The 21,963-nt window shown below is 46.4% G+C and carries 14 protein-coding genes; 10 read left to right on the plus strand and 4 right to left on the minus strand.

Annotated features, from left to right (window positions below; all coding sequences use genetic code 11):
* The first annotated feature begins 35 nt into the window (after positions 1–35).
* The 7 genes from tssJ (at position 36) to lspA (ending at position 10,821) form a co-directional block, all read left to right on the plus strand.
* Positions 36–539 carry a type VI secretion system lipoprotein TssJ gene (tssJ, locus tag JNN12_04040; protein ID MBL7977487.1) on the plus strand — a complete coding sequence of 168 codons (504 nt, stop codon included), beginning with the start codon at positions 36–38 and terminating at the stop codon, positions 537–539.
* 71 nt (positions 540–610) lie between these two features.
* Positions 611–1,963, plus strand: coding sequence for a type VI secretion system baseplate subunit TssK (gene tssK / locus JNN12_04045; GenBank protein MBL7977488.1), 1,353 nt, complete (start codon positions 611–613; stop codon positions 1,961–1,963).
* A gap of 105 nt (positions 1,964–2,068) precedes the next feature.
* Entirely contained in the window at positions 2,069–2,734 is a 666-nt protein-coding gene (gene icmH / locus JNN12_04050; GenBank protein MBL7977489.1) for a type IVB secretion system protein IcmH/DotU, read from the plus strand.
* 35 nt (positions 2,735–2,769) lie between these two features.
* The gene (gene tssM, locus JNN12_04055; protein ID MBL7977490.1) at positions 2,770–6,291 is read left to right on the plus strand and encodes a type VI secretion system membrane subunit TssM; all 3,522 of its coding nucleotides are present in this window, start codon (positions 2,770–2,772) and stop codon (positions 6,289–6,291) included.
* A 171-nt stretch (positions 6,292–6,462) separates the two neighbouring features.
* Positions 6,463–9,645 (plus strand): isoleucine--tRNA ligase, encoded by a 3,183-nt coding sequence (locus JNN12_04060; protein MBL7977491.1) that lies wholly within the window; start codon positions 6,463–6,465, stop codon positions 9,643–9,645.
* Between the two features lie 37 nt (positions 9,646–9,682).
* On the plus strand, positions 9,683–10,105 hold the full coding sequence (locus JNN12_04065; GenBank protein ID MBL7977492.1) for a TraR/DksA C4-type zinc finger protein: 423 nt from the start codon (positions 9,683–9,685) through the stop codon (positions 10,103–10,105).
* Between the two features lie 35 nt (positions 10,106–10,140).
* Positions 10,141–10,821: a signal peptidase II gene (lspA, locus tag JNN12_04070; GenBank protein ID MBL7977493.1), complete on the plus strand. Its 681-nt coding sequence runs from the start codon at positions 10,141–10,143 to the stop codon at positions 10,819–10,821.
* 68 nt (positions 10,822–10,889) lie between these two features.
* Here lspA and JNN12_04075 read toward each other — a convergent pair whose 3' ends face one another.
* The 4 genes from JNN12_04075 to JNN12_04090 form a co-directional block, all read right to left on the minus strand.
* On the minus strand, positions 10,890–13,688 hold the full coding sequence (locus JNN12_04075) for a carboxypeptidase-like regulatory domain-containing protein (protein ID MBL7977494.1): 2,799 nt from the start codon (positions 13,686–13,688) through the stop codon (positions 10,890–10,892).
* A 68-nt stretch (positions 13,689–13,756) separates the two neighbouring features.
* A complete protein-coding gene (locus JNN12_04080) occupies positions 13,757–14,704 on the minus strand; it encodes a FecR domain-containing protein (protein ID MBL7977495.1) in 948 nt (315 codons plus the stop codon).
* Positions 14,701–15,261 carry an RNA polymerase sigma-70 factor gene (locus JNN12_04085; protein MBL7977496.1) on the minus strand — a complete coding sequence of 187 codons (561 nt, stop codon included), beginning with the start codon at positions 15,259–15,261 and terminating at the stop codon, positions 14,701–14,703. Before JNN12_04085 ends, JNN12_04080 begins: the two co-directional genes overlap by 4 nt.
* A 151-nt stretch (positions 15,262–15,412) precedes the next feature.
* Positions 15,413–16,150, minus strand: coding sequence for a DUF1080 domain-containing protein (locus tag JNN12_04090; GenBank protein MBL7977497.1), 738 nt, complete (start codon positions 16,148–16,150; stop codon positions 15,413–15,415).
* Positions 16,151–16,299: 149 nt separating this feature from the next.
* Here JNN12_04090 and murF point away from each other — a divergent pair, with 149 nt between their 5' ends.
* The 3 genes from murF to JNN12_04105 all read left to right on the plus strand — a co-directional run bounded on the left by murF (position 16,300) and on the right by JNN12_04105 (position 21,795).
* Positions 16,300–17,604: a UDP-N-acetylmuramoyl-tripeptide--D-alanyl-D-alanine ligase gene (murF, locus tag JNN12_04095; GenBank protein MBL7977498.1), complete on the plus strand. Its 1,305-nt coding sequence runs from the start codon at positions 16,300–16,302 to the stop codon at positions 17,602–17,604.
* Between the two features lie 44 nt (positions 17,605–17,648).
* Positions 17,649–18,356 carry an esterase family protein gene (locus JNN12_04100; protein MBL7977499.1) on the plus strand — a complete coding sequence of 236 codons (708 nt, stop codon included), beginning with the start codon at positions 17,649–17,651 and terminating at the stop codon, positions 18,354–18,356.
* 70 nt (positions 18,357–18,426) lie between these two features.
* Positions 18,427–21,795, plus strand: coding sequence for a methylmalonyl-CoA mutase family protein (locus JNN12_04105; protein ID MBL7977500.1), 3,369 nt, complete (start codon positions 18,427–18,429; stop codon positions 21,793–21,795).
* Positions 21,796–21,963: the final 168 nt, after the last annotated feature.

Genomic DNA, 21,963 nt, shown 5'->3' on the forward strand with positions numbered 1-21,963 from the left:
TGGTTTTGTTCTTGCATACTTTAAGGGAGAGTTAGATGAAACGTTACTTTATGACCCAAACGGTTCTTTTGTTAACCCTCTTGGCGGGGGCTGTTTTATTACCAGGCTGTTCATTGTTTAAAAAGAAAAAGGCGCCGCAAACGGTTGTTACTGCACCCGTAGAAACAAGACGGTCGGTAGAACTAACCGTTAAAGCCGATGCAACCTTGAATGGCGGAAACCGCGTTAGGGTTGTAATCTATCAACTTCAGCGTAAGGAATTGTTCATGGCTTCATCCCGACAGGCATTTTGGCTAAAAAAAGAAACCTTATTGCCAGATATTGCGGGAGATCCAAATCAAATTCTTAGCTTTGAAATTGATCCCAATGTGTCAAAAAACCATAAGGTGTTTTTGTACGAAAACACCAAGTATATTGGGGTTGCGGTTGATTTTTTCCGGCCTGATGGTAACTTATGGCGTACTGTAACCGAAATAAATCCAAATAAAAACAGTATGCTTCAGGTTACTGTCCAAGGAAGTGCTGTTTCAATTAAGTAAATACCCGAAACCCACGTTTAGACTCCTCATGAAAGGCTGTTCTCGGATGGCCTAAGACCCACACCGATTGTATGGCAAGACCCCAAAAAGTAGTTTGGTCGGAAGGAATGGCCCTCGACCCACACCACTTCCAACAGTGGGACCGTTTTTCTCAAGCCAATGTTGTCTTTCGTCAGAGAATGCTACAGCGTCATGCTTGGGGAATTCTGACCTTGATGATTGATGAAGAAGCGCTGTTAAATGGTCAGTTTAGCTTGACTCAGGCCAGTGGCATTATGCCAGATGGTCTTGTATTTGATTTACCAGAAACCGACCGCGCACCCGATGCGAGACCCATACAAGGTGCTTTTGACCCTACAAAAGACCGTTTGGCGGTATTTTTGGCGGTTCCTGCTGAACGGGTAGAGGGGCGAAATACGTTGTTGCCGGATGTCCCCCTTAACCGAACAACGCGGTTTGTGACGACCGAAATTATGGTTCGGGATGATAACACAGGAATTGAAGATCGTCCCATTCAGGTTGCAAGGGCCAATTTTCAGTTGGTTTTTGAAGGGGAAAGTGTGAATGATCTTAGCACCATCAAAATTGCTGAGGTCTTACGTACGAGAACTGGAACCTATGAGTTAAACCCTCAATTCATTCCACCATGCCTGTCTTTGGTCTCATCCAAAGCTTTAGAAAGCATCGCACGCCGCACGATGGAACTCTTGGTGGCAAAGCGTCAGGCTTTAATGGACAAACATGCGGCCTATGGTCGTGGCGAATTGGTGGCGGCAGATGTAACGACCATGCTGTTTTTGGAATCCATCAATGGTTCTATTCCCGAAATCAATCACAATTTTTCGGTCATACAAAGCCATCCAGAAGCCTTCTTTCTTACGTTGCTACGCTTGTCGGGTTATCTGACCACTTATTCCACTGCTTTTTCATACAACGATTTTCCTGCGTATGACCATAGTGACCTCACTGCTTGTTTTCATACGCTGTTTAACCAGTTCCGGACCTTGTTGGGGGATGTGGTATTCTCGAAAGAATATGAGCGGATAGACCTGATCCGGAAAGGCGAATCCATTTATCTGGCAACCTTCGATGAACGCCATCTACCCGAAAATGTGGAATTGTATTTGGTGGCAACGGGGCAAGTGGCATCCGACCGAATGCGGTCTTCTTTCCCAAATGACATCCGGATTGCTTCTCCGGCCATGATCGAACCCGTCTTAAAAGGCTTTGTCCGTGCATTGGAAGTACACTATGTTATGAGCCTCCCAAAGGGATTGCCAGTACGGCCCGATGCGTATTATTTCAAACTAACGAAATCGGGACCGTTCTGGGACGACATTCGGGCAAAAAAAGCCTTGGTCCTTTTTGTACCAGCCACGTTAAAAATGTTGGATTTAGAGCTTATCGCCCTGAATCGTTCTTGATAAATCCGAACATTGTCGGATCTCTATTCATTCACTTTGGGGCGGTGATGGGCAAGTACCCAAACCGATCTTCCCATTTATACGTTCATTTCAACGTCGAGAATCATGAGTGCTAAACGTCCGCGCCTTTCTAAGTTCTGCACGGAGTTTTTGATGTTTGCCTTGCACATCCGTCGAACCCAGAACCCCGGTCATCCCGGAACGCTTCGTGAAAGTGTAAAATTGGCGCTTCAAAAATTAGAAAACACCTGTAAACAAGCAGGGGTTGGTTTTCAAGATTTTCAACAGGCCAAATTTGCCTTGGTGGCATTTTTGGATGAGTCTGTGAGTATTCCGGCTTGGCCTTATAACGATGCCTGGAAACGAAACCCGCTTCAATTCGAGTTGTATGGCCGTTACGATGCTGGCGAGCAATTTTTTGAACGAATCGCCTTTCTACGTCAGGATGTTCGGGCCAATCTGGAGGCATTGGAAGTGTTTTATCTATGTCTTACGCTTGGATTTCGGGGAAAGTATGAGATTGTGGGGCGCGACCAATTGGCGGCCTTGCAGGATCAGCTATACCGAGATTTGCAGCCCTTTGTTCAGGGTGCATCGGCACAGTTGGCGCCCAGTGGATATCCCCGTGCCAAGGTAATGGCAGAAGCAAGACGGGAAATCCCAGTCTGGGTCATTTTTGCCATTGCTGGTAGTATCATGATTTTGTTTTATATCATCATGAGTTTTCTGATTTCCAGTGCTGCCGCCAATGTGATGTCGGGAGTTCAATAACTGCCTTAAGCAAACCACTAAGCATTTCTAAAGTCATGCTCAACGCACTTAAAAACGAATTCTTTATTGGTGGTGCCACCTACATCATCTTTGCAGCCGGGGTTTTTTATCTCGGAAGCCTATTTGAAATTGACATGACCATGCGAATCTTGATTTCGCTGGTTATCTTGTTGCTGGTGGCAATAGTGATGATGTACCGAAAAATGAAAGCCAATCGGGATGCCGCCAAATTGGAAGCAGGCATGAAAGCCCAAGCCGATGCTGCACTCTTCGGTCAGGTATCTGATAAGCGATTAGAAATCGAGGAGTTACAGAAAAAGTTTGTGGCTGCCATCGAAACCCTTAAACAATCAAAATTGGGCAAAGGCGGGAAAGGCAATCAGGCGCTTTATTCACTCCCTTGGTACATGCTCATCGGGCCGCCCGCTGCTGGAAAAACCACCCTGATCCAGCAATCGGGGCTTCAGTTTCCTCTCGAATCCAGTAGGGTTCGTGGGGTTGGCGGAACAAGAGATTGCGATTGGTTCTTTTCTACCTCGGCCATATTCTTAGACACTGCCGGGCGATATACTACCGAGCAATCGGACGAGCCAGAATGGTTGGGTTTTTTGGATCTACTCAAAAAATATCGCAAAAAAAAGCCATTAAATGGGGTTATTGTGTCCTTGGCAGTTACAGACCTAATGGGCCGAACCGAAGAAGTTGAACAACATGCAGCGACTATTCGCCGCCGTTTGGATGAATTGATCAGCCGTCTTGGGGTACATTTTCCGGTCTATTTGGTCTTTACCAAAAGCGATTTGGTGGAAGGATGTGTGGAGTTTTTTAGTGATCTCAATGCCCGTGAAGTAGAGCAGATTTGGGGGCATACCTTGGATGAAACGGAGCAAGCGAGCAAAGAACCAGGTCAGATTTTCAGGTCCACCTATAACCGGATGCTGAAAACATTAGAAGATTTACGGTTAAATCGCTTAAATACCAACTTGAAACGCGAAGATCGTCGGAAAGTGTATAGCTTCCCAGACGAAATGACCGGCTTAAAAGATCCTATCACGGCGTTTGTTAATCGCTTGTTTCAGTATAATCCGTTCAATGAAAATCCAATATTTAGGGGCTATTATTTTACAAGTGGAACCCAAGAAGGGACTCCGATTGATCGGGTGATGCAGGCATTGGCCAATCAGTATAGTTTGCCACAAACAGGTGGTGAAATGCCGATTCAGCGGGAGACCAAAAGTTACTTTATCAAAGACATTTTTAACCATGTCATCATTCCGGATCAACGGATGGCCGTGCATACAAAGGCCGAGAAGAAATTACAGAACAAACTCCAGATAGGCGCCATTGCATTGTCCGTACTCACCATGCTGTTGTTTTTCTGGGGAGTGGGTTGTGGTTATTCCAAGTCAAGTCAGACGTTGGCCAGCTTGGACGATGCGATACTTAAAGCGAAATCGGTTGCATGGTCGGGGCCTGAAAAAACAATTCCCAATTTGCAGATATTAGACAACCTTCGGCTCCGTATCCTTGAAGCTGAAGAAGAAAGTTTTTTTTGGACAATGGGAATGACTCGTGGGGAAAGTGTAGCAGAACAAGCACGTTTGCTATTCTTTCGTAAATTCCGGCCCTTGGTTGAGCAACAATTTTACCGAAATATGGAATCTGGGTTGCGCGAATATGTGGCTTCCGGCCAAGACCCCATTGGAAAGATGGAAGAACAGTTGGGAGCCTATATCTTAATGGGGCCAGACGTGAACTTTGCCCAAGGAGCTGAACCTCCAACCAAAGCCGAAGGGGTTAAGCATTTGCAGGTGTTTTTGTCTTATGCGGCAGACCTCCAGTTCAATAACCCTTCGGGAACGATGCGGCTCTCCAAAGAAATTCAGACGATGGTGAAAGAGCAGGTCAAGCTTTTTGGCGAAGTGGTACGACAAAATGAACCGCTACGGTTCCGTACAGACCAAATACTCATCCGGCAGTCAAGAGAATTGCTTCGTAAGAACCTTTCGGCAAAATCAATTTATCATAGCATTAAACGGCAGATCATTAACCAAAGGCCCCGATTAGGAAGTATTGGCTTGCCAGAATTATTGGGCCCCATTTCTTCTGGTTACATGTTTGGAAGTGTCCGGGTCAACGGCTTTTTCACTCGCTCTGCATGGGATACCTTGGTGGTCCGCGAATTTAGAAAGCGAAGCGAAAACCCTGTAGCAGGTAATTGGATTATCGGTCCGCTTTCCAAAGCCCAGCTACCAAGTAACCTAACCAATCCGGTAGAATATTTACGCTCCTTGGTTCGGTTCTATTTTGAGGATTATGCCCGAACTTGGGTTACGTTTGTTCAAGGGGTTACCTACGACCGCTCTGGCGTCTCTGGCAGCAATCCGCTTTCGGTGGCTTTGCGTCTGAACCAACTTTCCGCAGCGGGTTCATCGCCCTTCCAAGCCCTTGTGGACTCGGTGTCTTCACAAAATCGTTTGTCTTTCAAACAAGAAAAAGGCGGCAATATTGTGACGAATACCTGGGACAGCATTATGGGCAACGAGCGTTCCGATATTCAGATGGACCAATCGGGATTGGATGTGGGGCAATCTATCAAGGCCATTCATGCGCTGGCGACCTTGCCACCTCCGGGAGGGAAAGGAACCAATGGTGGGCTTAAAACGCTTTTGGATGCCTATTTTGCCGTGAGCAAAGAAGTAGAAAGAATGGCAAGTGGTCAACAAGCCCCCATGGCAGAACAGTCTATTAATAGTGCGAAAGATGTTGCAGAACGGCTATCCGGGCTTTTTGACGCAGGAACAGGGGCGAGAATAAAGGCCTTGCTTCAAGCCCCATTAGAGGATATTTCCTCTGGGGTGGTGGTGATCCAACAGGAACAGGTGGCGCAAACTTTTTCCGCGTCTGTTGGTAGCGAACTGGCTTCTGTGCAGAGAAGATATCCATTTAGTGAAAGCGCCAGTGCAGATTTATCGGCGGATGAATTTGGTGACTTGTTTAAGCCTGGTGGAAAATTAGATCAGTTTTTTGACCAAAACAAGGCGATGATAGATAACCCTAATAGTGGTGCTAAAGGGGCAGAATTAAAAGCTTTTCGAGACAGGGTGCGGGAAGTGCAGAAAAGTTTCTTTGCAGGTGGGAGTTTGTCTGCCCAATTCGACATGGTTCCGGATCGTCCAGAGCCCTCTAATGTTGTGGCCGAGGTTGATCTGAAAATGGATGCCACTTTGCACAATAATCGTACATCGGAAGGATTTTCTTTTGAGTCCCCCAAACGGATTGTCTGGCCCAGTGATGGGGGCGAAGCGTATATCGAAATACGAGATGTAAATGGAAATAGCGCTCGTGTTGCAGCACCAAGGGGGGCCTTTGCGATGTTCCGCTTGCTTGAAAAAGGCTCGTTAAAAGCCCTATCTTCGGATGAATTTGTAGTGGAATGGAGTATCAAACTCGGTGGTAAATCTGTCCGCTTGCGCTATACCATTCAAGCGGCTGGGCTGAAAAATCCCATTGCGGGTCTTAATTTGTTGCATGATATGAAAATGCCTGAACTCTAACCTGAGTTGCTAAAATGCGGAAGGCGCTCTTCTCGCATGGGCGCCTTTTTTTATGATTAAACGTTAAAACGCCTCACAAATCAATCTGTATTTGTTATTTTTTGCCATTGGTCGTATCTTATCTGTCTGTATAAAACTGTATTAACCCCTTTGAGTGGAAGTGTTAAGACGATGAATAAGCGATTTCCAGAAGCAAAACAAGTTGATTTTCCTGCATTAGAACAGCAAATACTGGATTGGTGGAAAGCCGAACGAATTTTTGAGCGTAGTATTGAAGAAAGAAGTGAAGATAGGCCTTTTACGTTCTATGAAGGCCCACCCACGGCAAATGGAAAACCGGGCATCCACCATGTGATGGCCCGAACCATTAAGGATACGTTTTGTCGGTACCAATCGTTAAAAGGAAAGCGGGTAAATCGAAAAGCAGGATGGGATACCCATGGATTGCCTGTTGAAATTGAGGTAGAAAAACGATTGGGCATTGAAGGGAGGCATAAAGTGGAGGAGTTTGGAATTGAAGCGTATAACAAAGCCTGTAAAAACAGCGTTTTAGAATATACAGGGCTTTGGCACCAGCTGACGGAAAGAATGGGGTACTGGGTGGATATGAATGACCCGTACATCACCTACGAGACTGCCTATATTGAATCCGTTTGGTGGCTACTTAAGCAAATTTATGACAAGGGACTCCTCTTTAAAGGGTATAAAATTCAATGGTATAGCCCTGGTTCCAATACCGTACTCAGCTCTCATGAAGTGAGTTTGGGGTATAAAGAAGTACAAGATCCTGCGGTATTTGTTCGTTTTCCGTTAGACGGTGAAGAAAATACCTCTTTTTTGGCTTGGACTACAACTCCTTGGACCTTGATTTCTAATACGGCCCTTGCTGTCCACCAAAACATAGATTATGTAAAAATTCGACACGTTTTAGCAAGTGGCGAGATGGAATATTTAATCCTTGCTAAAAATCGTTTATCGGTGATTAAAGATGATTATGAGATAGTTTCAGAACACAAAGGTGCTGAATTTTTGGGTCTTAGCTATGAACCCCCGTTTGATTATTTTGTGGCTGAAGTAGGGAAAGAGGCTGCTTGGCGAGTAATTCATGCCGATTTTATCACCGATACGGATGGAACTGGTGTGGCTCACGAGGCTCCTGCCTTTGGAGCGGACGATTATAATGCGGTGGTTCTGAAAGAAAAAATGCCCCTATTTAATCCGGTTAAGCCCGATGGCACGTTTGAAGATCGTATTACACTGGTCGCAGGGATGCACTTTAAAGAGGCCGACAAAGTGATTTCTCGGAAGTTGAAAGAGCAAGGGAATTTATTCCGCTTGGAAACCTACCTCCACAACTACCCCCATGATTGGCGAAAAGGAACCCCATTAATGCAATATCCGATGGAGTCGTGGTTTATCCGCACTTCATCCATCAAAGATCGGTTAGTGGCACTGAATAAAACCATTAACTGGCAACCTGAGACCATTGGTACGGGGCGTTTTGGACAATGGTTAGAGAACAACGTGGACTGGGCTTTATCCAGAAGCCGTTATTGGGGGACACCTTTGCCCATCTGGGTTGCTGAAAATGATCCGGAGTACGTAGAGATGATCGGCTCGGTGGCAGAATTGAGAAAAAAATGCGGGACGGCGGTTCCTGAGAAGTTTGAGGAAGTGGACCTTCATCGGCCATATGTTGATCAGTACACTTGGGATGCACCAGCACATATTGGTGGAAAAATGAAACGTATTCCAGATCTGATTGATGTTTGGTTTGATTCGGGTGCGATGCCTTTTGCACAATGGCATTATCCATTCGAGAACAAAGAAAAGTTTGAAGCCAGTTTTCCTGCCGACTTTATAGCCGAGGGCGTAGATCAAACACGTGGATGGTTCTATTCGCTTCATGCCATTGCAGCTTTAGTCATGGATGATGTTGCCTATAAAAATGTGGTCTCTAATGGATTATTACTGGATGAAAAAGGCGAGAAAATGTCTAAATCTAAGGGAAATGTTGTAGATCCATTTAAAGCATTGGCAGAACATGGGGCTGATCCGGTACGTTGGTACATGATGTCTAATTCCCAGCCTTGGGAGGACTTGAAGTTTTCTTTTCCTGCATTGGAAATCACCAAACGTAAATTTTTCTTAACATTGGCCAATACCTATTCTTTTTTTGAGACCTACGCCAATGTAGATGGATTTGCGTTCGAGGAAGATCGGGTACCAGTACAGGCGCGTGCCGAATTGGATCGCTGGATATTGAGTCGCCTTAATACCACGTTGATGGAAGTGGACGTGGCATTTGCAGCATACCATCCTACTCGTGCTGCGCGGGCAATAGAACAATTTGTGGACGAACTATCCAATTGGTATATCCGGCGGAGTCGGCGGCGTTTCTGGAAGAGTGAACAAGACAGTGACAAACTGGCGGCTTTCCAAACCGTATATGAGTGCTTGGAATCCATTTCCATCATGATGTCGCCCATTGCACCATTTTATTCCGATTGGCTTTTTAAGGCATTAAACGATACTTCTGGAAAACGCAATACCGATTCTGTACATTTGGCTCACTTCCCGGTTGTAGAAAAAACGGCTTTAGATCCCGATTTGGAGCATCGGATGGGGCTTGCACGGACTCTTTCGTCGGTGGTTTTGTCGCTTAGAAATCAGGTACAAATTAATGTTCGACAGCCGCTGGAGAAAATGCTCGTGGTTTTGAATCGTCATGTGGACCGCAATTCGGTCGAACAAGTAAAGGGCATCATTTTAGATGAAGTAAATCTTAAGTCGTTAGACTTCATTACCTCGTCAAGTGATGTGGTTAAAAAGTCTATAAAGCCAAACTTTCGCGTACTTGGTAAAAAAGTGGGCGGTTTGATGAAGGTGGTCCAAGCACAAATTCTAAAAATGACGGCCACAGAAATAGAAACCTTTGAGCGTGAGGGCACATATAACCTTACCCTACCCGATGGTTCTGTCGTTGGGTTAATAGCAGAAGATGTGGATGTTTTGAGCGAAGGGGTGGCGGGTTGGCTGGTTGGTTCTGAAGGTTTGGCTACGGTTGCTCTGGATACCAATATTTCTCCAGCCTTGCGTGCAGAAGGACTGAGTCGTGAATTGGTCAATCGTATTCAAAACCTACGAAAGTCTGCCAATTTAGACGTGACAGATCGGATTCAGATTGGACTGTGGGCCTCTGACGATTTCCTTGCGGCCATAGAGCCTTATAAAACTTGGGTCATGGGCGAGACCCTTGCAACGGGCTTTTCGCCAGATGAAATTCGGTACTCTGTGCTCGAAACGTTTGAGATTGGGAATGAGCACATTCGGGTAGCCCTTACAAAACTTTAATGTTCACCACCTACCTCTATCCATTAACCTAAAAATAATGTCTGAAATCAATCAATCACCAAAAGAAGAGGCCGATGCCCCCAAAAAGCGGGTGACGCCTTTTAATGATGAAGAGTTGGAATATTTCCGCCAACTGATTCTTAAAAAACGTGCCGAAGCTCAGGAAGAAGTGGACATTATGAGGAAGTTGATCGAGGATCAGAAAGAAAAGGCAGAAGACGATACCGCTTATAGCTATCACATGGCAGATGCGGGAACGGATGCGATGGAGCGCGAAAAATTATACCTTATGATTGCGCGTCAGCAAAAATTTATGGGGTATTTAGAGCGGGCATTGGAACGGATCACCAACAAAACCTACGGTATCTGCAAGGTAACGGGCTTGCCTATTCCTAAAGGCCGTCTAGAGGCGGTTCCACATACCGAGATTTCGATTGAGGCTAAAAATCAACAAAAATAAGTGACTAAGAGGGTTATGCCCTCGTGGAAGATATTATGCGTGTACTTTGGGTAACCCTCATTATCATTGTCACCGACCAATTGACCAAACTCTTGATCAAGGGTTCCGAACTGTTTGGGATCAAGGGGATGCCCCTGGGTGAGTCGGTGCCGGTTTTAGGCCAATGGTTTAGGCTGACATTTACCGAAAATCCAGGAATGGCTTTTGGAATAGAAGTGGATTCCAAACTGTTTCTTACACTTTTTGCACTGGCGGCGACAGTCCTTATCCTTGTTTATCTTCTGCGTATGAAGCATGGACATTGGGGATATCGCCTTAGTTTGGCCTCGATTTTAGGCGGTGCGATCGGCAATCTCATTGACCGAACTTTTTATGGTGTATGGTATGGTTATGGCACATTGTTCCATGGAAATGTAGTGGATTTTATCCATTTTGATGTGTGGCGTGGCATTGTACCAGATTGGGTTCCTTTAATTGGTGGCCAGTGGATGGCCTTGTTACCCGTCTGGAATGTGGCGGATATGGCGATTGTGGTTGGGGTTGTGGCTATTTTGTTGTTTCAAGGACGTTTCCACCGCTATGAAGTGGCACGACAATTGGCCGAAAAATCTCCCAATGCTGATCCAGAACCAGATACCATTGCTGGAAAAGATACAGTACCAGGGATTGAACCGATAGGGAAGACCCAAGAATTGCCTAAGTCTGACGCAGGCTGAATATCATTCATTGTAAATGATGATACGGAACCCGCTGCTTTTATTAAGGCGGGTTTTTTTATGCTCTTCTACCAAAGCATTCGGACAGAAAAAGAAGGCATGATGGGAATCAAATAACGGGGTTTTTGATCATATTTATCGGCAAGTGGGCTGTAAATTAGTTGCCAATCCATGATGTTTTCCCGATTGGTAACATTCAAAACATCAAACCGAAATTGGAAATTGGCAGGCTTGGTAAGCAAGTACGCAAGGCCGATATCAAGTTGGGAAAACAAGGGCAATTGGTCTTTTCCAGGGGACTGGAAGTCTATGCCATGTTTCTCTAAGAGCGGATTTAAGAAAGAAAGGTCGTCGTAATAAATTCTGCGATATCCCCAAGTACGCCCCCATTCACCCTGCCAACGCAGGAGCAGGGTGAGATCAGGTCGTAGCTGCCAGACGAGTCGTGCATCCGTTCGGTGTGGGGTACTCCAAGGGGCTGGTTGGTAAGTTTGGTTGAAGCGGTTTGGAAAGAGGTATCGCGTTTTCGTCCAGTCATAACGAAAGGTAAGATGCCAAGGTTGCCGTTGGTAAGTTCCTAAGATGCCCGCTCCGGTTGCTTTCCCTTTGCCCCAGGAGAGTAACTCAAACGATTGATCGCTGTTGAGAATGGGGCGGTCGTGTAATAAATCAGACAAGACGCGCCAGTTTGGCAAGGCAACATTGGAAAGTTCTTTATGATAGACATCCATGCGGATTGTCCAGAAGTGATTGGCTTCAAATAATAGTTCTGAGGCGAAATGAAGTGCACCGGGAATTCGGAGTCCGGCTGCGCCATTTGGAAAATCGCCAACTTCCGGTTCCTTCATATACACGGTCGCTGCGGGAGAATCTACGGGAATCCATACCCGAAGACTGGGCAAAAAGCTATTGGTGCTATAGGTACTTAGGTCAAACTGGCTCACAAACTGCCGATACTGGCCAATGGCTACCCGTGTAACGAGTTTTTTTCCAAAAGTAATTTGTGGTTGCCAATAAACCGCCAAGCGCGGTTCGGGGAAAAAAGCGGCTTCACGCATGAAAAAAGTCCCCCTTAACCCTCCTTCTATCACAAAGTCTTGCCGAAACCGGAAGTGCTGTTCCATAGACCCGTGCCAACGATTAGAACTTCCATTGTAGCGAAATGGAAGGTTTTGATACCGAAGGTTGCTTTGGTTTTGGGTATAACCTAACCGGAAAGACGATCTGAATTTTGGTTCCGGAAACCATTCAAAAACAGTTTCAGCCGTTTTTTCGCTTACTTTGTTACCATCCGAAACCGACATATTGAAGCGATTTAATGTATTTATATCGTCGGCTTTAAGGGCATCAGAAAAGTTAGAAAGACCATTGACAGGAGCACTATATTGATGGTCAAGATCGTATTGGCTTAGTTTTAGTTGAAGTGAAAATAAAGACTTTGCAGAAAGAATAGATTGGAATTTAAACTGTGCAGCGAGGGTATGCCAGTCATAAGACTCGCCTGCGTCAAGTGTACGATTGGCCGATACCACGCCAGTATTCGATACAATGTCTGCTTGTTCTATAAAGGCATCTTTGTGGCCAGATACCGCTTGCTTCCCTCTATAAACAGAAGTCCGTATCGAATTTGATCCACGCCATTGTACTCGTAGAGCGGTGTGAAAGTCGGAAAAATACACCTTTGGTTTAACAGTGGAAGTGGCGTTAGCAACATTTAAAGCATCGAAATTCGGAATGAAAGTAGAAACGGATGGGGTTTGGAGTTGAGAAAGCAGGGATGAAGAAGCCACCAATGGATCACTTGCCGACCACTCCTGTAACAGATGGGTGATGGTTTTAGGTTGGACCAAGGGCGAAAGCGCAGTGCGTGCAGCAGCCATGACCGTCCAACTTTTGTTCTGGAGTATTTTTCCATGAACGTATCGCACATGAGCGGCAAGTGGCTCTATGTGGGTGGTTAATTCCCTCCCTTCTTTGGTAGGAAGTAAATGGTCGTATTGAACCACGCCCGCAAGGGTGCTTCCGGCTGCAACGCCAAATCCTGCCTTCTGTATAGTGACCTGTCCTATAGCATAAGGACTAAATGGCCCGATCACTTGGGCAAGTGGGGGTGGGGTATAAACGGGCGTGTCGTCTAAGAGAACTTGATGATCGCCCGAATCTCCTCCCTGTAGGTGCAGTGCAGAGGTAAAGGCATCTTTTCGGACACCTTGTAGGGTGGCAGTTGCTTCCCAAGCCTGGCCTGCCTGAGAGACAGGAATGCGATTAAATACTTCTTCAAATGTTTTGTTTGCGCCCAACTGTGCTGTAGGCAAAATCCCCTGTATGCCCTCGATAATCACAGGCAAAAGTGGCGTCGGGATTGGACGTAACACAATTCTTTCCGGTCTTTGTGTATCGGTAGGTACGCTGATTTTCTGGCGATGTGCTTTATATCCAACATATGTAATCAATAAATTGTATTCGCCGGGCAATAGTTTGGGGATTGAAAACAGACCATCCCGATTGGTTTGAACGCCTACGCCAGCATCAGCGAGTAAAACGGAAGCAAAAGGCAGAGGAGAGCCTGAATCCGCGTCCTCTACTTGTCCATAAAAAGCGCCGTAAGTGATTTCGGCTTTTGCTGATCGGGAAAGCACATAGGTTCCTGAAGATAAGCGGTAGAAGTCCAGTCCTGTTTCCTTTATAACACACTGCAGCAGTTGCTCCGGCAATGCATCGCGGATCAAACAGAATGCCCTTTTTGAAGTAACCAAGTCAGGATCGTAGGCTAATTCCAGTTTGGTAAGATTGACCAATCTTTGCAAGGCCACATTTAATGGTTCGTCTTGTGCAACAAACGTGAAACGGGCATTTTGTGCAGACAAGATTACGGGCAAAACGCAAAAGATGATCAAAATGAACCTTTGGAGCATTGTACTTAGGGACGTTGTGCTTATTCTAAAATCAGTTCATAACCGTCTTTGGTGGGGCGATACCGGAGACCAGCAGAATTACAGAGGTCGTTTAAGACAGACTCCACGTCTTCTCTTCTTCCTAAGAGAAGGGTGTGCCGTCTTTTTTGAATGGTTGGTGGAACATGAATTGGTACATTAAATCTACGGCTGAGTTCATTCGTAATATGCCCAATGGGCTCGTCGGTAAATGCCAAGCGGTATGTTTGCCAAGCGAGTGCTTCGGCACTGGCCTTTTTTCGAGGGGTATCTGGTTTATTGGTAGTCACTTGCGAGGATTCACCTGGCGCCAAGACTACTTCATTCGATCCGCTATGGTCTGAAAACGCCACTTTACCCTCTTCCAAAAAAACAGATGTTGCTGGTTCTGCGTCATCTGATCGGGCACGGACGTTGAATTTGGTCCCCATGACCTTGATTTGCGCATTGAAGGTCTTGACAATAAAGGGTTTTTTAGACTTCGCAACCGAGAAAAAGCCTTCTCCATTTAGCTGTACGGTACGGTTTTTCTCGTCGAAGTCTGCGGCTATTTCCAAAACAGAACCACTGTTTAGAGACACCGCAGACCCGTCGGGCAATTGAATATTTTTTTGTTCGGCGTTTTGCGCCAATACGTGGGTGGGTTCGGAAATAGAGGTTGGTTGTTGCCAAAAAATAGCGATGCCAATCCATAAGGCAATCGTTGCAGCGATTCCATAAGGCCAATACTGCCGAATAGGATGAATCCGAACAGTTTTTGGTGCGATTTGGGATTCAACTTCATTCCAAACCGCCTCCATTCGGCGTGGGTCGGGATTGGGAAAGGGGTGGGTGGCTTGTGCGGAAAGCTCCCAAAGAGCAGAAAGGTCTCTTGCCACAGGAGCCGATTGCTTCCTTATCCATTGGTGTATCATGTCTTTTTCTGGCTCGTGTGTATCATGTGGTATCATAAAGCAGGGCCTCCAATTATCGTAAGCACTTTTTGACGTAGTTCGGTGAGTGCAAACCCCAAGTGGTTATTAACCGTTCGAGGGGATATATTTAAGATGGTCGCAATTTCTTCGTGGCTCAGGCCATCGTACCGGCTTAACATAAAGACCTCGCGCCGCCTTTCGGGTAATTCGGCAATCCAGCCAGATAACTTTTCTTGTATCGCCGAAGTATCTATGCGCTCCATGATGCCCTGTTCGGTCTCCCCGATAGGCTCTGGCACCGATTCCCAGTCGGTCATCTTCTTTTGGTGATCCCGAATGTGGTTCAGCGCCCGGTTTCGGGTCATTTGATAAAGCAGGGCTTTCAGAGAGCGGCCCTCATCCAAAGTGTCCCGCATTTCCCAAAGTTTGGTAAACACTTCTTGTACCACATCGTATGCGGCCTCGCTGTCCCGAATAAGCAACACGGTATAGCGGTATAAGGGGGTGTAGAACGCCTCGAACAAGGCCCTGAAAGCCTTTCGATCAGAATTTCGGATGCTCCGGCTCCATACCTGGATGGTTTCTGGCGACATGTTCTTGTTTGGCGTTTGGCGTATTACACCGTTGAAGTAGGTTGTGACCAATGGCCTGTTTGCGGTATAAGTTCAAAATGAAGGATAGAAAACTAAAAAACGCATTACCGTAAGGTCAAAACGGCAATGCGTAAAAAAGTCGCGTCAGGGCCTAAAGCGGGCGAACCCAGATATTGCGAAAACTCATCGGATTGCCGTGATCTTGCAGGCGGAGGGGGGCTTCTCCATGTGCTTTAATGAGGGGCGGGCCAATATACTCGGTGGTTCCTTGGATCTCGGTATGGTTTTGGACCACTACGCCATTGTGAATAACGGTCACATAAGGCGGAGTCGCCATGGAGCCATTTGCCCGAAACGTTGGAGCCGTATAAATAATATCATAGGTCTGCCACTCGCCCATTGGATTCATTGCATTAACCAATGGCGGCGTTTGTTTATAGATACTACCTGCTTGACCATTGGCATAAGTTCTGTTTTCATAAGAGTTTAAGATTTGTACTTCGTAGCGGTCTTGCAAGAAAATACCGCTGTTCCCACGTCCTTGCCCTTTTAGGTTGGGAGACTCTACGGGTGTCCGCCATTCCATGTGCAACTGAAAACTCCCGAAAGAAGCCTTCGTCCAGATGTCGCCAGAACCACCTTTAACTGTCAGAATGCCCTCTTTGAGTTCCCATTTGGGCGGATTTCCGTTTTTGTCTCGGAAGCCATCAAGGGACGTGCCGTCGAAGATGATCACGGCATCCGAGGGCGGCTTGGTGCCATTTCCGGGTTTCACCACCCGTGGTTCTGGCTCCCATTGCTCCGTCTGCTCCGGCTTGGTGAGGTCCGTTTGGGCTTGGAGGGCATAGGGAAATAAAACGAGGCCAAAAGCCAACAATACGCTTTTCATTGTAGTTGGGGTTAGGTTTGGTAGTAGAGAACAGAAAGTACGACCATGGCGACAGGAAATCAATGAATTGGGAAACGAAAGAAGCCATTGAAACCCGTCTTCATGGGCTTATATTGCGAGGTTGCTTATCAAGTGAAACAAAACATACGATGAATTACCCAAAGTATTCAAAAGACACCCGAACGATTATGCCGGGTGATTGGTACGTGGCCATTCGGGGCGAGGTCTTTGATGGCCATAAATTTATTCCGGATGCCATAGCCAAAGGCGCAACGGGGATTATTACCGAAGAGGCGTTTCAAACCGACTTGGCCCATGTAACGGTGGTGCAAGTAGAAAATGCAATAGACCATCTGGTGGAACTGGCGCAGGAAAGAATCCAACAGTTGAAGCCCAAAACCATCGGTATTACCGGGTCGGTGGGGAAAACCAGTACACGCACGGCGGTGGCGCATGTGGTCTCGGCGGCTTTCGCCGTGGTGGTTCCTCAAGGGAATTTGAATACACCACTCGGACTTGCCCTTACGATTTTAAATGGTCTTACACAGGAAAATAGTGTGATGGTCTTGGAGATGGGCGCTCGATTTGTGGGGGATATTGCTGAACTCACGGCGGCGTTTCGTCCCGACATCAGCTTTGTAACGACGGTTCAAGGGGTCCATTTAGAGACTTTTGGTAGTATAGAGAACATTGCACACGAGAAGGGGATGATTGTGGAGGCGCTCAATTCAGATGGAATCGCGTGCCTGAACTTTGATGATCCGCGTGTTCGCGAGATGGCCGCACGTTGCAAGGGGCGCGTGTTGTTTTATTCGGCACACGAAGAAGTGGTAGATGTGCCCGCCTCGCTTATTCCTAAACCGTATCCTTTGCTGGGTGGACATGCCATATATACCATACTGGCTGCTTATGCCGCTGGCGTGGCGCTGGGAATGGATCGCAAACGCATTTTGCAGCAGATTGCCACCCTGAAAACCGAGAAAGGTCGTCTTTCCAAGTTACCTGCACGCAATGGTGGGGTTTTGATAGATGATACCTATAATGCTTCTCCAATTGCCACGCTTAGTGCTTTGCGGCTACTGGCCGAGATGGACGGAAGGCGTATTGCTTGCCTCGGCGATATGTTGGAACTGGGAGAAGAAGAAGCCGAAGGCCACGAATTGGTGGTTAAAGAGGCGGTAGCGTCTGCTGAAATTTGTTGCTTGGTTGGGCCGCGTTTTCAATCGTCTATCGCAATGTTGGGATTGGAGGGCGTCCATTGGTTTCCAGATTCCAAAGCATTGGCAACCGCCATTTCTCAAGGCCAAGTTTTTAACTTGTCGTCGGCGGATGTGGTCTTGGTGAAAGGCTCACAAGGCCTGCGCATGGAACGAGTTGCAGAAGTGGTTCTGGATACTAGTTGCAACCCTGTAGAGGTTTTAGTTCGGCAGGAAGCGGCTTGGAAGTCTAAATAAGTCTATTAAAAACAAGTATCTATTGTTATAAAATAAGTTTACTCATGCACCAAGAATACATTAAATGGCACAGCGCTTCTTTGGGGCGCGACATGGAAATTATCCGGTTTGGCCACGCCGGAACGCCCTTGCTTGTTTTTCCTTCCAGTATGGGGCGTTACTATGAATGGCGGGATTTTGGCATGATGGATGCGATGGGCACACAAATCGCTAATGGCCAGAACCAAGTTTTTTGTGTGGACTCGGTGGATCGAGAAAGTTTTTATAACCGAAATACCAACCCTTATGTACGCATAAAACGTCATCAACAATATGAACAATATATCCTAAATGAGGTCGTGCCGATGATTAAGTCCACCGCTAAACATGATTTTATTATGGTAAGTGGCGCAAGTTTCGGAGCCTATCATGCGGCAGATATGGCATTTAAATTTCCATGGGCATTTGGGAAATTAATTGCACTAAGTGGGGCATTTGATATAAAGATATTTATGGATGGTTTTTATGACGATAATGTCTATTTTTCCAATCCACCAGACTTTTTGAGCGGAAATTTAGATGGGGATTTATTAAATAAAATCAGAAAATTACACCTCATTTTTGCTTTAGGAGAGCATGATCCGTGTCGTGAAGCCAATGAGCGGATGAGCCGGATTTTACATGAAAAGGGAATTGGCCATACATTAGAAGTTTGGGAAGGGTTTGGGCACGATTGGCCTTGGTGGCACAAGATGATTGTAAAACACCTTTAAGGTAAATTCCTCCATGAGTGGCTTGGATTGTGCTATCTTGCATTTTTCGGAAGCGCTTTTTTAGATTCTTATGAGCCAATTCCCTTTACGATTTGTAACGGCTACGAGCCTCTTTGACGGACACGATGCTGCCATTAATATCATGCGTCGGATTCTTCAGGATCATGGCGTGGAGGTGATTCATCTTGGTCATGACCGTTCGGTGGCGGATATTGTACAAACGGCCATTCAAGAAGATGTGAATGCCGTTGCGGTTTCGTCTTATCAAGGCGGTCATATGGAGTTTTTTCGGTATATGTATGATGAATTCCAGCGTTTGGGAGCGGGTCATATCCGCATTTTTGGCGGCGGCGGCGGGGTGATTGTGCCAGACGAAATTGAGGCATTACACCAATATGGCATTGCACGTATATTTTCGCCGGAGGATGGGATGAAGATGGGCTTAGAGGGGATGATTGTGCATATGATGGAGGACTGTAGGGTGCAAGGGGGGAAAGTTCAATATAAATCTATAAACGTAGATGAACGATGGGTAAGCCTTGCGAGGAGCCTGAGCAAAATTGAACAAGGGGAGAAGGTGGCATCGTCTATTCCAACAATTCCAACGCCTGTTTTGGGCATTACCGGAACGGGGGGAGCGGGGAAATCTACCCTCACAGACGAATTGATCAACCGCTTTCTGACCGATTTTGAAGACCGTTCAGTAGCGGTTTTATCGGTAGATCCAACCCAATCGCGAACGGGCGGAGCCTTGCTTGGAGACCGGATTCGGATGAATATGGCATATGGTGTGCTGGCTGGAAGGGTGTTTATGCGCTCTTTTGCAACGCGAACCGCACATCGGGCTGTCACGGATGCGTTAAAAGATGCAATAAAAGTTTGTCAATCTGCGGGTTTTCATTTGATTATACTCGAAACAGCAGGAATTGGGCAATCGGATACGGAAATTAAAACGTTTGCCGATCTTACACTTTATGTAATGACCGCAGAATTTGGCGCCCCTACGCAGTTAGAAAAAATTGGAATGTTAGATGCCGCAGATCTTATTGCCCTTAATAAATTCGAGAAAAAAGGAGCTGAAGATGCGTTACGTGATATCCGCAAGCAGGTGCAAAGAAACCAAAAAGCATGGGATCGGCCATTGGAAAAAATGCCAGTTTATCCGACAATGGCCTCTCATTTTGCAGATCCGGGTGTGACCCAATTGTATTTAGCGATTTTGCAGGAATTGGCAAAAAGAACCGACCCAAAGATGAGGTGGCAATCCCAGAAATTTGCGGATTTGGAAAAAGTGGAAGTAAATCCGGGGAAGAACCAGTTGATCCCCCCCAAACGGGTTCGGTATTTAGGTGAAATTGCCGAAACCGTCCGAGATTACCATGACTGGGCTGAAACGCAAATTGCTATGGCTCGGAAGTGGGAACATGCACGGGGGGTGGTTGCACAATTGGCGGCATGGTCGCCGGAAAACGTAGCGCCGTTATTGGAAAAAACAAACGAGATGCAGGCATACTGGTGGGGGAAATTGGATTATGTTTGCCAGCAAATTCTATTGAATTGGGAGCAAGTGGCCAAGCAATACCGTCAAGAAGAGTCTGTTTATAAAGTGCGGGGGCGTGAAGTACGGACACCACAATTTACTACCTCATTATCTGGACTTAAAATTCCGCGTGTGGCATTGCCTCGGATGGAGGATGCGGGAGAACGACTCCGGTTTGCACTTAAAGAAAATATACCCGGCTTTTTTCCTTATACAGCGGGCGTTTTTCCGTTTAAACGTACCAACGAAGACCCCACCCGCATGTTTGCCGGAGAAGGAGGGCCAGAGCGAACGAACAAACGGTTTCATTTGGTCTCTCAGGGAATGCCCGCCAAAAGGCTCTCTACGGCGTTTGACTCGGTGACACTCTATGGCCGAGACCCGCATGAACGGCCAGATATCTATGGCAAGATTGGCAATGCGGGCGTTTCGATCGCTACCTTAGACGATATGAAAAAACTCTATTCGGGCTTTGACTTGTGCGACCCTGCCACGAGCGTATCCATGACCATCAATGGCCCGGCTCCGATGATGTTGGCGATGTTTATGAATACGGCAATAGACCAACAAGTGGAAAAAGTACTACACAAATATGGCCAATGGGAGGCTGTAGAAAAATGGAAAAGGGCACAAAACAGAAGTGCTCATTATGTCCCGTTTGACGCAGATACATTGCCCGAAGGGCACGATGGGAGTGGATTGGGGCTTGTGGGATTCTCGGCTGATGAATTGGTGGATGCTGGGTTTCTAACAGCAGACCAATATGCCGATATTAAGGCGCGGACTTTACAAACCGTGCGCGGAACGGTACAGGCCGATATTCTTAAGGAAGATCAGGCGCAAAATACCTGCATATTTAGCACGGAATTTGGCTTGCGAATGATGGGCGATGTCCAACAATACTTCATAGACCATCAAGTACGCAACTATTATTCAGTCTCTATATCGGGCTATCATATTGCTGAAGCAGGGGCAAACCCTATCTCCCAACTTGCTTTTACACTGTCCAACGGATTTACCTTATTGGAGTATTATCGTTCACGCGGGATGAATGTAGATGATGTGGCACCGAACTTTTCATTCTTTTTTTCCAATGGTTTAGACCCTGAATATACCGTTATTGGACGAGTTGCACGACGCATTTGGGCCATTGCTTTACGCAACTTATATGGGGCAAACGAACGAAGCCAAAAACTAAAGTACCACATCCAAACATCGGGCAGAAGTCTGCACGCACAAGAAATCCAGTTTAACGATATCCGTACCACACTTCAGGCATTATTAGCGATATACGATCATTGTAATTCCCTCCATACCAATGCCTACGACGAGGCCATCACCACGCCCACAGAAGAATCGGTACGCCGTGCAATGGCCATTCAACTCATCATCAACCGCGAATTGGGGCTGGCCAAAAACGAGAATCCTTTACAAGGCTCCTTTATTGTGGAAGAACTTACGGACTTGGTGGAGGAAGCCGTTTTACAGGAATTTGAACGGATTTCGGATCGAGGGGGCGTGTTGGGTGCTATGGAGACGATGTATCAACGTGGTAAGATTCAAGAAGAAAGTTTGTATTATGAGCATCTGAAACATGCGGGAAATCTCCCAATTGTTGGGGTAAATACGTTTAAACCTAAAAAAGAAATGCCTCAAGAAGTGATGGTTCCACTCATGAGGTCCACTGATGCCGAGAAACAACAGCAACTTCAAAACCTGCATCACTTTCATGACCGAAACCAAGCAAGTGCGGGTCAATCGTTGGCGCAACTCAAGCAGGTAGCCCTTTCTGGTGGAAATGTTTTTGCCGAACTCATGGAAACTGTCAAGGTGTGTAGTCTTGGACAAATTTCGGATGCCCTTTTTGAAGTAGGGGGGCGTTATCGTAGAAATATGTAAGTTCTGGGATTGGGGGACGGATAGGTCAAAAAATGGTAACACCAAACACCGTTCTTATCAAACCATTGGCATGGGTTTCTGAACCATTCAGGTAGATTAAGGACTTTTCCTATTGATATTCAAAACCTATACCGATAAACTGCAAGGGAAATCATGCTCCACCCTCGT

It is taken from the genome of Bacteroidetes Order II. bacterium (genome assembly GCA_016788705.1).
In the GTDB taxonomy this organism is placed as follows: Bacteria; Bacteroidota; Rhodothermia; order Rhodothermales; family UBA2364; genus UBA2364.